This is a genomic window from Bradyrhizobium sp. CCBAU 45394 (assembly GCF_028128655.1).
Taxonomy (GTDB): domain Bacteria; phylum Pseudomonadota; class Alphaproteobacteria; order Rhizobiales; family Xanthobacteraceae; genus Bradyrhizobium; species Bradyrhizobium diazoefficiens.
In genome coordinates, this window is sequence record NZ_LBIX01000133.1 from 1 (window position 1) to 16,246 (window position 16,246).

Sequence of the window (16,246 nt, forward strand, 5' to 3'; positions counted from 1 at the left end):
ACAGCACATTGCCGAGCGCCGTCGCACTGGCAAAGGACGTCGTGCCGCGCAAATCGGCCGCGGTCGCACCGGAGATCGTGGCGGAGACGTTCGACTTGGTGGAGTAACCGACGGTCGTCTGCAGCGCCTGGTTGGCGATCGACTTGGCGCTGTCGATCAGCTTCTGCAGCGAGGTGATGCCGGTGTTGGCAGCCTGCAGCACCTGCACGCCGTTGGCGATGCCATCGAGCAGGTTGTTGATGTCGCTGGCGCGGTTGTCGAGCGACTGTGCCGTGAAGAAGTTGGTGGGATTGTCCAGGGCCGAGTTGACGCTCTTGCCGGTCGACAGACGGTTCTGCGTGGTGGCGAGGAGGTCGGCGGTGGACTGGAGGGAGAGGAGGTTCTGACGAACCGACGCGGAGAGGACGATGCCTGACATGACTCTGTTACCCTTCTGGTAAACGACGCTACTGTTACGCGTCTGCTTGGATCGAGATTGACCCAGCGACCGGCGGACCCTGGCGTCGAGACCTCTAACGAAACATGAAATGAAACCCGTGCTTTTGCCGAACGCCGCGTGATTCGGCCGGGGGAAGCCCCGCACGTCGCCGCGCCGCCGCACGGACATGGCGTTGGGAAGATTGAGTTTTTTCGCGCAGATGCGGGAGATTTACAGCTCGTTAACTAATTCCGAGCGAGAATCATGCCCTGATAAGCCGCAACGAGCGCTCGGTTACGAAAGCGTTGATGGAGAACAGGCATGGCTCTCAAGGTCGAGCTCAAACCGCACGAACGCATCATCGTCGGCAACTCGGTGATCACTAATACGGACCAGCGCGCCCGCCTCCTGATCGACGGCGAGAACGTGCCGATCCTGCGCGAGCGCGACATCCTCACCCCGGAAACTGCAAACACGCCCGCCAAGCTCGTCTATCTGGCCGTCCAGCTCATGTATATCTCGCCGGATCCGCAGACCCAGCACGGCACCTATTTCAACCTCGTGCGGGACATCGTCACCGCGGTGCCGAGTTCCTGGCCGATCATCGAAGCCATCAACAACAACATCCTGAACGGCGACCTCTACCGGGCGCTGAAGGATGCCCGCAAGCTGATCGCCTATGAGGAGAAGCTGCGAGGCCAGTACGAGGCCACGCATCCCAAGGCGGAAGCGGACAAGGACGACGTCAGCACCGCCGCCTGATCACGGCGTTCACGCGGCCGAGCCGCGCGAACGACAACGCTGCCCAACGACAACGGCCCCGGATCGCCTCCGGGGCCGTTGTCGTTTCGGCCATGCATCGATGCTACTGCGCCGCGAGCGGCGGCGCCTCGACCTCGATCACTCCCTCGCCAACCCGCCGTGCGCCGAAATCCAGGACGGCCGCAATCAGCGCATCGATGTCCGTCTCGTCGGTGCGGTGATTGACGATCGCGGCGCGGATCGCGAACTTGCCGTCCAGCGTGGTGCCCGATGGCGCAGCGATGCCGGATTCCTGGACATCAGCGACGATCTCGCGATTGACCGTATCATTGGCGCGGTAACGGAAGCAGACGATGTTGAGGTTCACCGGCGCCAGCAACTCCAGCCGCGGCTCGGCCAGCACGCGCGCTTCCAGATATTTTGCCAGTGCGCAGCTTCGCGCGATCACCGTGCCCAGCCGGTCGGTGCCGAACGTCTTCAGCGTGAACCAGGTCTTCAGCGCGCGGAAGCCGCGCGACAGATCGGGGCCGAGATCGCAGGGCCAGACCGTGCCCGCCGCAAGCCCCCTCGCCTCGCGGCTCAGATAGGCCGCCGGCTGCGCAAAGGCCTGCCGGTGCTGCTCGCCGTCGCGCACCAGCAGGAAGCCGGCGTCGTAGGGCACCTGTCCCCATTTGTGGAAATCGAGCGCAATGGAATCCGCAAGCTCGATGCCGCCGAGCAGCGGCGCGAGCTCGGGCGCCAGGATCGCGAGCGCACCGAACGCGCCGTCGACGTGAAACCAGATTCCTTCCTCGCGGCACAGCTCCGCGACGGCCTTGAGGTCGTCGATCGCGCCGATATCGACCGTGCCTGCGGAGGCGACGACGAGGAACGGCTTGAAGCCAACCTCGCGATCGACGGCGATCTGCGCACGCAGCGCGGCGACATCGATGCGATGATCGGCATCGACGTCGATCTTGCGCAGCGCATCGGTGCCGAGACCGGCAATGTCCATCGCCCGCGAAATACAGCCATGCGCGGCACGCGACGTGTAGGCGGTGAGCAGCGCGCCGTCATTGCCGATACCGTGCTGCCGCACCAGCGTGCCGAGTGCGCTGGTACGCGCCACCAGCACCGCCATCAGATTGGCCATCGACGTGCCCGTGACGAAGATGCCGCTCGCACTCTCCGGGAAGGCGAACAGGCGGCGCATCCAGTCGACGATCTGGCGCTCGACCTCGATGGGCATGTGGTCGCGGCCGCCGAGATTGGCGTTGAGGCCAGCGGCGAGCATTTCCGCGAGCATGCCGACCGCAGTGCCCCCGCCATGCACCCAGCCCATGAAGCCGGGGTGGACGTTGCCGGTCGCATAGGGCGCGACATGCTCGACGAATTCGCGATAGACATCGGCGAGATCGCTTGCCTCGCGTGGCACGTCGGCCTTGAATGCCGCGCGGGCGTCATCGGGGATCGGCTGCCACACCGGACGCGCACGAATGTTGGCGATGCCGTCGATCGTCTCGTCCAGCATGCGATGGGCGAGCGCACGAAACGCGCTCCAGTCCTGCGGATCGAGCGAGGTGTCAGTGGCGGCGGCTTGCGTCTTGCGGACGATCTCGTTCATGCTGCACTCTCCTCGCCGGCCCTTGCGTGCCGCGACAGCATTGCCGTGAACGCGGCAAAGATCTTGCGCATCTGCGGCGGCTTGTATGGAAACACGGCCGGCGGATCCATGTTGTGCACGACGGCGGTGTTGTCGGCCTCGAACACCAGCAGCTCGCCGTCCTGATTCTCGGCGCAATCGACGATGAAATAGTCGAGGCCGACGCGCCGACTCATCTCGTCGAGCGCGTTGCGATGACGCGCGGCAAATGCATGATCAAACTCGAGCATGAAGGCGGCTTCTTCAGCTCGCTTCTCTTCACTGAACGCCATGTAGGCGTTGAGATACCAGATGTCCCAGCGGTCGGCGATCGCCATGTGGCAGGCGTAGGGTTTGCCGTCGACCATGGTAAGACGGTATTTGCGGTAAAGCCCGTCGGGGCTCGCGTAGTTGACGAAGCGCGCGACGAAGAAGTCCTGCTCCTGCCGATCAGAGAGATAGGCCGCGAGCGCCGCAGCATCGTCGATCTTCGCGAGCCCGACACCGGCATGCGTGCCGCGCGGCCGCACGATCATCGGAAAGTGCAGTTCGCTCACGATGTCCTTGCAGGCGATCTTCCCTTCCGAAATATCCGACAATTGCGCGCGCGTCACATGGACGGTCGCGGGAATGTCGAGACGGGGGATGCCCGCCAACAGCCGGTACAGCTTGTCGCGATCGAGATTGCCGATGAGCTCGGGGCGATTGAGCAACGGCCGCGGCCAGTGCGGCGCGGCCCGTTCGATGACGGCGAGCGCCTCCCGGCATTCCTCGGAATCGGATGCGACCACGATGGCGACGTCGTGATCAGGCAATGTCTCCGGCAGGCCGACGCCTTTGACCACGTAGAGCGTCAACAACTCGATATCGGAGCCTTCGAGCAGAAACTCGATCGGCGTGTTGCCACCCATGTCGATATCGGCCGCCAGCGCGAGCACGCGCAGGCGGGGCTTCGCAACCGCGCAAGGCGTACGAAACAATTGGTGGAAGGCGAGCACCTCGGTCTGGATCACGAGCCCGGCCTCCTTCTCGCCGAGAAGCTGGGCGATCAGCGACAGATCCAGGCCTTCGCCCGCCTCCGCCGTCCCTTCCGCGATCCGCGCCAGAAGCCGCTCGCGCAACGGATGCAGATCGCCGCCCTCGAAGGCCCGGCGCGTCAACTGCGCAAAGCCGATGCGGTCGGAATAGTCCGGCGCCGTCGCGCCGTTCGGCGCTGAAACAGGATGCAACATCTTAGACCTCGAACACAGGCTTTCCCGGCGCAGCCGCGGCACTGTCAAGCAGCAGCTCGATCTTCACCACAGCGTGGGCGATGCGATCGAGGATATGCTGCAAATTGCGTTGCGCTTGCGCGGCGTCCGCGGACCAGGATTCGGTGACGAGCCGCGCGCCGACGCACAGCCGCAGCGCGGCCTGCGGCTTGCCGTCCGGCTGGTCAAACCGTACTGGCTGGCCGACGAGGCAGCGTTGCGCGGCAACCTGCCGATCCGCCGCACTGCCGTCGATGTCGCCGTTCATGTCACGGGCCAGGGCGCGATGCACGGCGCCGGTCTCGGCGATGGAGACCGGCTTGCCGTCGCGCAGCAGCGTGAACGGAAAGATCGTGGCTTGCGCGAATTCCTCGTCGTCCGTCCCGGACATCCCGATCGCGGCCGGAACGGCCCGAAGCGACGGGGACAGCGCGATCATGCTGTCGATGCCGGCCGCGAGCTCGGCCAGCGCCTTGGCGCGGAATGCGCCGGGCACGGCATAGTAGCTGCCGATCTCGCTGAGCGCCGCCTCCCAGCGCAGCCATTGACCGAAATTCGGCCGGCGCTCGAAGCGCGAGCGCAGCCCCGTCCAGGCCTTCGGCCAGTCGCTGCGGCCGGCATAATCGAAGAAGCCCGGCGCGATCTCGCCGATCCGGCCGAGCGAGCGCGACAGGCCTTTCGGCACCAGCAGCGCACCGCTGAAGGCGGGGCCGCCGAAAAATTTCGAGCCTGTCATCAGCACCATATAGCCGCGGTCGAGATAGGCGCGCAGCCGGCGGCGGCCGAGCCGCGCCTGACAGGCATCGACGACGATTTGGACCTTGCCGGGCCAGCGTCGCGCAATCTCGTCGAGGCAGGCCACGCTCGGCGCGCGCCAGCCGAGTTTTGAAGAATCCATGATCTGCAACAGAACGCGCCGACCTTGCGCGAGGCTGGTCTCGACCGCGCGCAGCACCGCTTCATCCGCATCCGGGCGCATCGCAATGCCGGGCGCCGTGTCGAGCAGCGGCACCGCGACGCTGTCGCCGGCGAGCCCCGCCACCGCACCGTCCTTGCGGACCGAAAAGCCGCTCGCCGTCATCGTGCTGAAATGGTGCCCGCGTGCGGTATGGGGCGTCCCGCTTCCGGTCTGATCGGTGCCGACCACGATCGTCACCGGCGAGGCGCCGAGCGCCGCGCGTGCCAGAAACAGGGCGTGGAGCTGGGAGTCGGTGCCGGACGGCGAGAACACGACGTCGACGCGCGGCGAGACCTGGAGGTGTCCGCGCAGCTCTTCGCGCATGTCCTCGCAGCGCGCATCGAAGGCGACCTCGACCTCGTCGAACAGGCACTTGTGCATCAGCTCTTCGCGCGCCAGCGCAGCGCGGTCATAGGCCGATTGCGAGATCACCGACGCGGTCGAGGAGGCGAAATTCCAGATCTCCGGCTCCGGAGAGGCCGCGCAGCCATAGGCGTTGACGCGGTCCTTCGGATCGAGCGTCAGGCGCGGATCTCCGCCGCAGACCAGCAGCGTGTCGAGCGGCGTGAACAGATCGCGCAAGCGGTAGCGCGAGCCGCCGTCGGACGCTCGCTCCAGGTCTGCCAGACGGGATGCGCCGACGCTCATCCCGAGAGGCTCACGCCGCATCGGCCGCCGCCGCGGGCGCCGGCGCGAATTGCGAGGCAATGTCGCCGTGGAACACCGATGGCCCAACATGGTCGAGCGAGCTCTGGATGTCGGCCCAGATCTCGCCGCCGATATCGGTCCAGCGCTTGCAGAAGGCGAAGTCCTCGGAGAGATACGTGCCGGTGGCCGGATCGATCATGCATTCGAACAGCGCGAACCGGTTCTGGCTCGCCGCCAGCGTATCGTGCGAATGCTCGCGGAAGAATTGCAGGCCGGCGTAATTCGGATGGCGGCACATCGCCTCCAGCACGTGGCGCCGGATCATCAGGAAGCCGGTGCCGGCATAGCGCACGCGGGTGAAGCCGTTGACCACCACGATGCGGTCGGGGTCCTCGATCTCGAGCACGTAGTCGAGCGAAGCCGCCGGCACGTCGGCGCGGCCCGCCTCGACCGCGCGTTTCGCCTTGTCCCAGTTGACCCGCTTGATCGGATAGCAGCCCGCGACGACGTCGGCGCCGCATTCGATCAGCCGGAACACCTGCTCCGGCTTGAAGCCGATATCGGCATCGATGAACAGGAAATGCGTCGCCTTGGGATCGTCCAGGAACATCGCGGCCAGGTTGGCCCGCGCGCGCGTGATCAGGGCGTCGCCGTCGCGCAGCAGCACCTTGAGCTCGAGATTGGACATACCGTGCACGGCGCGCTGGAGCGCGAAGATCGAGCTCGCATAGATGCTCGACACCTGCCCGCCGAAGCAAGGCGTTGCCACCACCAGCTGCATCTTGTCCGACATCGAAACCCCGCCCCGCTCCAATCCTCACCAAGAGGTAAACAGGCATGGTTAACGGCGCCTTAACGCATCCTTACAGGAACTTGACGAGCGAGAGCTGCGCCAGCTTCGAGGTCACCTGGTAGGAGGCCTGGAGCGCGTTCTGGAGCGCCAGAATCTCGCTCGCGACCTGGTCCGGCGGGGCCGATTCCGCCTGGTCGATGATGGTCTGGAGCTGCGCCTTGGCCTGGGTCTGGCGCGTGCTCGCGTCCTTCATCGTGTTCTGGGCCATCGCGATGTCGGTCTGGATGTCCTCGATACGCTGCTGGCCCGGCTGCTGGGTCAGCGCCTGCGTCACCCGCAGGCTCAGCGCCGAGACCTGCCCGCCCGAATACTGCCCGGTCGGCGAGGTCGAGAACGTCCCGAACACGGCGATCGCCTGCAACTGCCGCCGGATCGCATCCTCGTCGGCCTGCGCGCCATATTGCACCGTGACGGAATCGTCGACCCGCGCCATCGCGGTGGAGCGCGGCGAACCGGGCCCGTCATTGCCGAGATACCATTTCACCGTCGTGGCCGAGCCGTTCACCAGCGTCGTCGCCGAGCTCGCGGGCGAGGAGCCGACGCGCAGCGGCGGCTGCGTCGCGGTCACCGGCGTCGCGCTGAAACCGATCGAACCCAGCGCCCCGGTATTCGAGCTCGTGATGTTCAGGGTCGCCGCATCGTCCGTGTTGATCGTGATCGAACCGCCGTGGATCGTCGAGGGCTTCGAAGTCCCCGTGATCTGGTCGATCTTGCTCATCAGGGTCTGGATGCTGTCGCCGACATTGAGCTGGTTGCCGGTCGCACCCGAGCTGACGAAAGTGAGCGCGGTCCCGTTGACGGTGATCGTGTCGCCGGCGACGAAGCCCGGCGAGATCGAATCCGAGGGGCTCGTGCCGGACAGCGCCGTCGCCCCACTGATCGGTGCGGGTGGAGCCGCCTGGTTGCTCTTCGGAGTACCGATCGCAGAGCTGGCCGTGTTGAAGAAATTGTCGCCGGCGGTCACGGCCGACGCTGCCACAAGCGAGGTGTTGGAGAGCTTCTTGATCGCGGTGTTCAGCGCGGTGTTGAGGTTCGCCGCGGTATTGTTCGGGTTAACCGGGACGCTTGCATCGATCGCAAAGCTGCCGAGCGGCGTCGGCGTCGCCGTCGACGCCGTCAGGTCGATCTGCTCGGTCGTACCATCAGGCAGCGTGAACTGGACGCTCAGCTTGTCGCCGTTGCTGGGATTGGTTCCGTTGAGATCGACGGAGAACGACACCGGCGAGCCGCTCGGGCCGGTGACGGTCGCGCCCGTCAACGTCGAGGAGACCGCCTTGATCTTGAGCCCGAACGGCGATCCCGCGACGTCCTCCGATACCTGCACCGAGCTTGGCGTCGGCTGCGTCTGCACCAGCCGGCCCATGCCGTTGGCGCCGAGATCGGCGGCCTGGCGCTCCGCCATGACGGCTTTGAAACCCGCCTGCGTCGTGGTGCCGTTGATGATGTCGCCGGCATCCGCGACCGACTGCGTGTTGACGGCGGTTCCGGAGAACAGATAGCGGTTGCCCGTCTGCGTGTTGAGCACGCCGACCATCGAGCCGAACTGGGCGGCAGCGGTGTTCTGCGCGACCGTCTGTCCGTTGACGTTGAGATCCTGCGCGGTGTTGGCGGAGCCCGTCTGCACCGTGTTGCGGATCTTGGTCAGCGACTGCAGCGCGGTATTGGCGAGGTTGATGCTGACGTTGACGTTGGTGATGGTGTCGGTATAGGCGGCGATGTTGGAGAGCTGCGCGCGCCCGGCGATCGCAAAGCCCTCGTTGGTGCCCATGCCGGAATAGTTCTGCGACAGCTTGCCGGTCGAGAGCTGCGTCGACAGGTCGGTGAGCTGCTGATTGATGTTGCGGATCTGCGAGCCGAGAACCGACGAGGAGTAGTTGATGCTGCTGATCGACATGTTTCAGAGCCCTGTTACTTGTTACACTTGAGCCTGGATCAACGTGTTCATCATGCTCTGCACCACCGACATCACGTGAGCGTTGGCGGCATAGGCATTCTGGAGCTGGATCAGGTTCGACATCTCCGAGTCCAGGTTGACGCTGGAGGTCGAGTTGAATTTCGCCTGCAGCGTCGAGACCACGACGCTCTGGCCCTGCTGGAGCTGGGTCGCCTGGGTCGCGGCGTTGCCCTGGATGCTCAGGAACTGCTGGAGGTAGTTCGAAACGCTGCCGGTGAAGGGCTGGTTGGCCGAGCCGAGGCCGGTCGTCGGCGAATAGGAGAACACCGCGTTGGTGAGCTGCGAATAAAGATAGTCCGAACGCGTGGTGTCGCCCGCGGGCGTCACCGGCGAGGTGTTGTAGACCGACAGCCGCGTGGGATCGCTGACCAGCTGCGTGTTCACCGCGATGCGCCCGGCAAGGCCGGTCATCTGCGAGCCCGATGCGGTGATCGCGCCGGTGTAGAGCGCCTGCCCGCCGTCGGTGAAAACCGCCAGTTGCGGGTTGCCCGAGGTCAACGACGAGATCGTCTTGCTGATCGAGGACGAGTTGACCTTGGCGAGGCCGGTGTTGTCGTCGGTCACCCGCAGCGTCGTGGCGGTTGCCGGCGACGGGGCGGCGGAGAACGACAGGTGCGAGCCCGACAGCGCGGTGTTGAGCGCCGAGGCGATCGCGCCCATGCCGCCGGAGAAGTTGACGCCGATCCGCATCGGATTGGCGTTGGTCGCATTCTGAAGCGGCAGCGCCGCCGGGTCGGTCACGTTGACGAGCGTGACCTGGCGCTGCGTGTTGGTCGTCGTGTCCGTGTAGGTGATGTTGACCGTGTTGCCCGGCGCCGCCCCGGCAAGGTCCATGTCGAACCCGGCCGGCGGGCCGGAGACGGTGCTGCCGGCCGTGGTCTTGTCGGACAGCGCGCTCGACATCGTGGCGGCGAGCTGGTCGATCTGGTTCTGCGCCTGCACCAGCGTCTGGTCGCGCAGCTTGAGGTCGGCCGCGATCTGGCCCGAGGAAACCACGTTGTTGGCGACGACGTCGACCTGCGAGCCGTTCGGAAGCCTGATGTTCAACGCGCCGACACCGGACTTGGCCGGATCCATGTTGTAGAGCGAGGTCGCCGACAGCGCGCCGGCAGACGCAAAAGTAAATTGCGAGGCGAGCCCGGCGCCGACGAGCTGGATGCCTGTCGTGGTGTAGATGTTGGCCTGGTTCGAGCCGTCGGTGGTGACGCGGACGTCGACATATTTCGACAGCGTGTTGATGGCCTGGTCGCGCTGGTCCATCAGCGTCGCGGCCGAGGGGTCGTTTGCCGACAGGCCCTGGAGCTTGGTGTTGATGTCGGCGATCTGCTGCATCGACGCGTTGGCCTGCTGCGCCGAGGTGCCGAGATCCTGCTCGACGTTGGAGCGCAGCGACTGAATGCCCTTGGTGGTGACGTTGAGCTGCTGCGCCAGCGCCTGCGCCGCGCCCAGCGCAACGGTCTGCGCCGACGACGCACCCGCGCTGGTCGACAGCGCCTGCAGCGCGGTGGTGAACTTGTTCAGCGCGGTTTCGAGCGTGCCGCTGTTGCCGGGCGTGCCATAGACACTCTGAAGCTGTTTCAGGATGTTGGCCATCTGGTCGGCGTAACCGCTGCCGCCGGTCTCGGTGCGCAGCTGGTTCAGCACGTAGCTGTCGAGCTCCCGGCTGACGCCGGTCGTCATCGCCGTCGAGCCGAAGTCGCCGGTGGTGACCTCGATCTGGTTCGGCGTCTGGACGACGTAACCTGGCGTCTGCGAGTTGGCGACGTTCGAGGAGACGATCGAGAGCGCGGCCTGGTTGGCACGCAGACCGCTCATCGCACTGGCGAGGGCTGAACTCAAACCCATATCACTGGCCGCCTTTGGTTACGTCACGCGCCGATCAGCGCAATACGTTCAGGAGGTCCTGCACCATCGAATTCGCGGTCGTGATCACCTTGGTGTTGGCCGAATAGGCCTGCTGGGTCACGATCAGCTTGGTGAATTCGTCGGCGATGTCCGTGTTGGAGCCTTCCAGCGACGAGCCGCTGATGGTGCCCGATGCGCCGTCGATCGCCGGTCCTGACTGTTCGGTCGCGGCATAGGCGCCGCCGTCGAGCGCCTTCAGGTAATTGGTGCCGTTGAAGTGCGACAGCGATACCTGTGCGAGGTCAAGGTTCTGGCCGTTGGAGAAGGTTCCGACCACGAGGCCGTTGTTGTTGACGGCAACCGAGCGGAGCTGGCCCGCGGCGTAGCCGTTCTGGGTGATGGTGTTGATGGTCACCGCGCCGCTGGTGCTGGCATATTGCGTCAGCCCGCCCGAGGAGATGTTGAAGGCGACCGAGCCGAGCGCCTGTCCGCCGACGCTGACATTGTTGATGGTGATGCCCGAACCGCTCGGCGAGGTCAGCGAGCCATCGGCGGCGAAGGTGAAGGCCTGGCCGGTGTTGACCCAGCCGACCGTCGTGCCGGTCGCATTCGGATCGGTCTGGTAGAACAGGTTCCAGGTATCGGAATGGCCCGTGCCCAGCGACGCGCTGTCGGTCTTGGCCCAGCGCAATTGCAGGTTCACCGGCGTGCCCGCGGCGTTGTAGGCGGTGACCGCACCGCCGCTGATCGATTCCTTGGTGAAGGTCGCGATGTCGTTGCCGATCACGCCGCCGGTGCCGGCGGTGCCGCCACCGTCGCGGTTCTTGGTGATGGTCGAGGTGAAGCCGAGCGCGGCGAAAGCCGCACTGTTGGAGCTGGACACCGACAGGTTGGAAACGGTGCCGGTGTTCAGCGTGATCACGCCGCCGGGGCTGATCGAAGACCCCGAGGCGCCGGAGAGCGCGTCGATCTTGCCGAGCAGGGTCGTGATGTTGTCGGTGATGTTGATCTGGTTCGGACCGGAGGCACCCGAGGCCATGAAAGTCAGCGTCTGGCCGTTGACGGTGATGGTGTCGGCGGGCGGGCCTGCCGAAAAGCCGGACGAGAGCACCTCGGCGCCGCCGGCGGTCGCGCTGCCGCTCAGCACCGTGGCGCCGGTGAGCGCGGGCGAGGACAGCACGTTGCCGCCGCGCGTCACGCTGCTGATGCCGAGCGCCGTGGCTGCCGTGCCGCTGCCGATCGACACGTCGGTGCCGGTGCCGGTCGAGATCTGGATGTTGCCGCTGGCGGAGAGCGAGGCCGTAACGCCGGCGCCGCCGGCGGTCTGGATCGCGTTCAGGATGCTGGCCACCGTGGCCGTCGTGCCTGCGCCGAGACCGATCGTGGTGTTGTTGCCGACCGTCGAGACGGTGGTACCACCGTTGAAGGTGATCGTGTTGCTGCCGTTGATCGTCAGGACCTGGCCGCTCAGCGCGGTGAGAATGCTGGAGGCGAGATGCGTGCCCACGGTGTTGTCAAGGGACGTGGAGGTCGAAGCCACTGCGGACGAGTTGTTCTGGAGCGGAACCGTGCCCGTCCCCGTCGTCGACGAATAGGCCGAGCGGATGTTGCCGGTGGCGGCTGCACCGGACACCGTCGCGCTGGTATAGGGCGCGGGCGGCGTGCCCACCGGCAGCGGGTTGGCCTGGAAGTCCGACGGGTTCAGGCCGCCAGCCGCCAGCAGCGTCTTGCTGGCTGCGGTCGAGCTCGCCGCCGTGTTCGGCTGGGTCGGCAGGTTCGCCGCGTACTGGATCGAAGTGGTCGCCTGCGCCGGAATGAAGTTGTTCTGGAATTTCAGGACCGTCGCCACGTTGCCCTGAGGGTTGCCGGTCTTCGGGTCGACCGTGACGCCCATCAGGTAGTAGCCGGCGCCGTTGACCAGATTGCCGTTGGAATTGAGCTGGAAGTCGCCGCGGCGGGTGTAGTAGGTGACGCCGCCGAACTGCGGCAAGTTGTCGACGACGCTAGTCGCCTTCTGGATCGAGAAGAAGCCGTCGCCGGTGATCGCCATGTTGGTCGCGACGGAGGAGGACGAGATCGTGCCCTGGGTGGTGATGGTCGCTTTCGCGTTGGCCGTCACACCGCCCGCGACCTGCTTGCTCGGCACCGAGGCGTCCGGGATGAGATCGACGAAGCTGGTCCCGATGCCCTTGTAACCGGTGGTGGATGAGTTCGCGATGTTGCCGGAAATGTTCTGAAGCGCGTAGGACTGCGCCTGCAGACCACCCACCGAGGTGTTCATTGCATCGAAGATACCCATAACTTTGTCTCCAAATCCGATCTCGGCGGCCGGTCGACCAGGGCCGCAGTCGGGAGAGACAGTCGCAAGGGCTATGCCAAGGCGGGTATTTCTATGAAATCAATGGCTTAAATGAATGGACCCCGGTCGGATGACCGGGGCACAATTGCCGGGCCGGCAACAATTGCCGGGGCATCGGGTCATTCCGGGGCGGTCCGCAGGACCGAACCCGGAATCTCGAGATTCCGGATTCGATGCTCACGCATCGCTCCGGAATGACTCCAGCGAGAGCTACGTCGCGGACGCGGCGGCCGGGTGGAAAACCAGCCCGAAACCGTCGATGCAGTAGCGCAATCCAGTGGGCTTCGGACCGTCGTCGAAGACGTGGCCGAGATGGCCACCGCAGCGCCGGCAATGCACCTCGGTGCGGAGCATACCGTAGGTCCGATCCTCCGTCTTGCCGACATTGCCCTCGATCGGCTGGTAGAAGCTCGGCCAACCGGTGCCGCTCTCGAACTTGGTGTCGGACGCAAACAGCGGCAGGTCGCAGCCGGCGCAGGCGAAAACGCCCTTGCGGTGCTCCTTGAGCAGCGGGCTTGAGCCGGGCCGCTCGGTGCCGTGATTGCGCAAAATCTCGTATTGCTGCGGCGTGAGCTGGGCACGCCATTCGGCCTCGGTCTTCGTGATCTCGAACGTTTCCGCGGCCTTCTCGCCGGCCTCGGCAGGTGTCCCTCTCAGCCAGCGGAAGGCGGAAAGGCCGAACAGGCCGGCGACAGTCGTTAGCAGGATGCGGCGGTCAAACATCTCATTCTCCGTGCGCGAGTCCACGCCCTGAGATACGGGTTCTAACGGCCGACGTTACACGTCCAGGCGCGATTTTTCTCAACTTATTGCGAGACGCTGTCGTCGTGCGAGGCCGGTTCCAAGGCTTCAGTCGCGGGTTTCGGCGGCGGGGCCGGCCGCGGCCGTACACCCGGCGGCGGACGGCGCGGACCGGTGCCGGCAGCCCGGTTGGCTTCGGCCAGCCGCGCCTCGCGTTCCCTGTCCTTGACCCGCGCCCGCTCGCGGTAGCGGGCGAGCGTACCTGCGGCGGCGGAGCTCGTCCTGCCCCAGATCCCGACCAATTGACCCGCGACCCGTCCGGTCGCGCCGCCCGCCCAGACCAGCTCGAACGGCGAAAACAGCCGCCAGCGCTCGTCGCCCCACAGGATGCTGCGCGCGATCATCTGCCCGGCCATGGCCGAGGTGTTCATGCCCTGGCGGCCGAACCCGCTCGCCACCCACAGGCCTTTGCGCAACTGGCCGATCTGCGGCATGCCGTGCACGGTCTGGCCGGTCGCGCCGCCGAACATATCGGTGATCTCGACATTGCCGAACTGGGGGAAGATCGTCCGGATCCGCCGCCTGACGCCGCCTGCAAAGCGCTGCGGCCGTGCGGCCCAGGTGGTCTCCGGGCTCTCCCACATCAGCCGGTCGCCGTCGACGATGCGGAAATGATCGACGCCGTCGGAATCCATCACCGATCCCTTGAAGGCGATGATCTCGTGCACGCGCTCGCCGAGTGGCGCGGTGATGCCGGCATAGCGCCAGACCGGCAGCAGCGTCTCCGACAGGCGCCTCAAGGGCGCGCCGAGATGGATGTTGCCGGCGAGCACGATGTGCGTCGCGCGCAGCCGCGCCGACGGCGTGACGATCCGCTTGCGGATGCCGGAATGGTCGATGCTGACCACCGGCGTATCCTCGAAGATGCGGGCGCCGGCCCGCCGCGCCAGCGCCGCAAGACCATGCACGTATTTGCGGCCGTCGACTTGAAACGCCTTGGGATAGTACACGCCGTGGAAGTAACGATCGGTCTTGAGCACGTCGCGGACGCGATCGACCTGCCAGCCCTCGACCTCGGTGTCGAAATCCTCATTCAGCATCTGCAACCGGCTGATCAACCGGTCGCCGGTATCGACGTTGGAGACCTCGAGCACGCCGTCGCTCGGGGCGATCCCCGGCATGTTCTCTTCGGTGGCGTTGGCGCGGACGAACTCGGCGCCCTCCTTCGACAGCGTCCACAATTCGCGCGCGTCCTCGAAGCCGATGCGCTCGATCAGGTCGGTGAGCGGCAGCGCAAAGCCCGGCATCACGGTGCCGAGCTGGTTGCCGGAGGCGTTCCAGCCAATATGGCGCCCCTCGAGCACCGCGACACTGGCCCCGAGCCGGGCCGCCTCCAGTGCAATGGAGAGCCCGGCAAGCCCTGCCCCGATCACGCAGATATCGGCATCGAGATCGAACGACAGCCGCGCGCGCTCGCGAAAGCCGGCTTCTTCCTGGGACACGCTTGTGAAAGTCTCGCTCATATCGTTTTCTTAGAGCATGATCCGGAAAAGTGTGCAGCGGTTTTCCGAAAAGATCATGCTCAGAACAGAAATTTAAAGCACGATGAGGGTTTGTCCAAATCTCATCGCGCTTTAAAGGACCGATCGGGCGCTTGTCACCTTGTCCTCAACCGGCGCCTGTAGATTATTCTGGACGTGCAACGATTCGAGAGTGCCATGCGCCGTTTGATGCTGCTGCGTCACGCCAAGACCGAGACTGACGCGCCGAGCGGCCGTGACCAGGATCGCCGGCTCGACGACCGCGGCCACAGGGATGCCGCCGAAATCGGCGACTGGATCGCCTCCCATCCCCCCTTCCCCGATACCGTGCTGGTGTCGCATGCCGTCCGCGCCCGGCAGACCTGGGACATCGCCTGGGCGACGATGAAAGGCCGCGTCCCCGCGCCTGAGGTCGAGGTCCTGCCGGAACTCTACGGCGCCGATCCCGCGCAGATCCTAAAATCCATTCGCACTGCAACCAACCCGGGCAACCCGAAGCGGCTGCTGCTGGTCGGCCACAATCCCGGCATGCACGAGATCGCCTTGATGCTGATGGGCGGCGGCGATCCGGCCGGCGCCAAGGCGCTCACCCACAACCTGCCCACCGCGGGGCTTGCGATCTTCGACTTTGACGTCAAGGATTGGGGGGACGTGGCCTACCGCCGCGGCAAGCTGGTGCTGTTCGTCAGCCCCAAGCTGCTTCGATCGGGATGAGACCCGCGGGTCTCGACCGGGTGATGCAGCTGATCGAGAGCTGACTGGAAGATTTGGAGGCGCAGATGTTCAAGTCCATCCTCGTGCCCATCGACCTCGCCGACACCGATCTCGCCAAGCCGGCGATCGCGACCGCGGCAACGCTGTCGCAGACCTGGAGCGGCACCGTGCGCCTGCTCAACGTGCTGCCGATGACGCCGGTGATGCTGGCAGAATACGTGCCGGCCGATTTCGACGAGCAGCAGCGCCAGACCTCGGAGGAAGCGCTCGCCATCGTCGCGCGCGAATCCGGCATCGAGGCCTCCCACATCTCCAGCGTGGTCCGCCAGGGCGGCATCTACCACGAGATTCTGGAGGAAGCCGTGCACATGAAGGCCGATCTGATCGTGATGACCTCGCACCGGCCGGCGATGCGCACCTATTTCCTCGGCTCCAATGCCGGGCACGTGGTGCGCTACGCGAAGTGCTCGGTGCTGGTGGTCAGGCACTGAGGGCTGCTCCGTAGCCTGTTGTTCCGGGCTACAAGCCCTTGCGTTGCCCGTCGGGCAAAACACCCAAACGGCAGGTCAATTCCCGCCGCCC

13 protein-coding genes are annotated in these 16,246 nt (G+C 65.6%); 3 read left to right on the forward strand and 10 right to left on the reverse strand.

The window, feature by feature from the left end; all coding sequences use genetic code 11:
• Positions 1-418, reverse strand: a 418-nt coding sequence (locus tag WN73_RS13390) for a flagellin N-terminal helical domain-containing protein (protein ID WP_442870085.1), incomplete at its 3' end; no start/stop codon positions are given.
• Positions 419-739: 321 nt separating this feature from the next.
• On the opposite strand from WN73_RS13390, the gene flbT reads away from it, so the two are divergent.
• Positions 740-1,180, forward strand: a complete 441-nt coding sequence (gene flbT / locus WN73_RS13395) for a flagellar biosynthesis repressor FlbT (RefSeq protein WP_011088588.1) — start codon at positions 740-742, stop codon at positions 1,178-1,180.
• Positions 1,181-1,283: 103 nt separating this feature from the next.
• Here flbT and WN73_RS13400 read toward each other — a convergent pair whose 3' ends face one another.
• The 9 genes from WN73_RS13400 to WN73_RS13440 all read right to left on the reverse strand — a co-directional run bounded on the left by WN73_RS13400 (position 1,284) and on the right by WN73_RS13440 (position 14,932).
• Complete coding sequence (locus WN73_RS13400) at positions 1,284-2,783, reverse strand: pyridoxal phosphate-dependent decarboxylase family protein (protein ID WP_060908209.1); 1,500 nt, start codon at positions 2,781-2,783, stop codon at positions 1,284-1,286.
• Entirely contained in the window at positions 2,780-4,033 is a 1,254-nt protein-coding gene (locus WN73_RS13405; protein ID WP_038967751.1) for an ATP-grasp domain-containing protein, read from the reverse strand. The genes WN73_RS13400 and WN73_RS13405 overlap by 4 nt, the downstream gene beginning before the upstream one ends.
• A 1-nt stretch (position 4,034) precedes the next feature.
• Entirely contained in the window at positions 4,035-5,678 is a 1,644-nt protein-coding gene (locus WN73_RS13410) for a hypothetical protein (RefSeq protein ID WP_271553203.1), read from the reverse strand.
• The gene (locus WN73_RS13415; protein WP_110116633.1) at positions 5,668-6,450 is read right to left on the reverse strand and encodes a hypothetical protein; all 783 of its coding nucleotides are present in this window, start codon (positions 6,448-6,450) and stop codon (positions 5,668-5,670) included. Before WN73_RS13415 ends, WN73_RS13410 begins: the two co-directional genes overlap by 11 nt.
• 70 nt (positions 6,451-6,520) lie before the next feature.
• On the reverse strand, positions 6,521-8,404 hold the full coding sequence (locus WN73_RS13420) for a flagellar protein (protein WP_271553205.1): 1,884 nt from the start codon (positions 8,402-8,404) through the stop codon (positions 6,521-6,523).
• 21 nt (positions 8,405-8,425) lie between these two features.
• Positions 8,426-10,309, reverse strand: a complete 1,884-nt coding sequence (gene flgK, locus WN73_RS13425; protein ID WP_060908213.1) for a flagellar hook-associated protein FlgK — start codon at positions 10,307-10,309, stop codon at positions 8,426-8,428.
• A gap of 34 nt (positions 10,310-10,343) precedes the next feature.
• Positions 10,344-12,608 (reverse strand): flagellar hook-basal body complex protein, encoded by a 2,265-nt coding sequence (locus tag WN73_RS13430; protein WP_011088595.1) that lies wholly within the window; start codon positions 12,606-12,608, stop codon positions 10,344-10,346.
• Positions 12,609-12,878: 270 nt separating this feature from the next.
• Complete coding sequence (gene msrB / locus WN73_RS13435) at positions 12,879-13,391, reverse strand: peptide-methionine (R)-S-oxide reductase MsrB (protein WP_038967753.1); 513 nt, start codon at positions 13,389-13,391, stop codon at positions 12,879-12,881.
• Between the two features lie 83 nt (positions 13,392-13,474).
• Positions 13,475-14,932, reverse strand: a complete 1,458-nt coding sequence (locus WN73_RS13440) for an NAD(P)/FAD-dependent oxidoreductase (RefSeq protein ID WP_271553210.1) — start codon at positions 14,930-14,932, stop codon at positions 13,475-13,477.
• 195 nt (positions 14,933-15,127) lie between these two features.
• On the opposite strand from WN73_RS13440, the gene WN73_RS13445 reads away from it, so the two are divergent.
• Positions 15,128-15,664: a SixA phosphatase family protein gene (locus WN73_RS13445; RefSeq protein ID WP_028173270.1), complete on the forward strand. Its 537-nt coding sequence runs from the start codon at positions 15,128-15,130 to the stop codon at positions 15,662-15,664.
• Positions 15,665-15,729: 65 nt separating this feature from the next.
• Positions 15,730-16,155 (forward strand): universal stress protein, encoded by a 426-nt coding sequence (locus WN73_RS13450; protein WP_011088599.1) that lies wholly within the window; start codon positions 15,730-15,732, stop codon positions 16,153-16,155.
• The last annotated feature ends 91 nt before the right edge of the window (positions 16,156-16,246 follow it).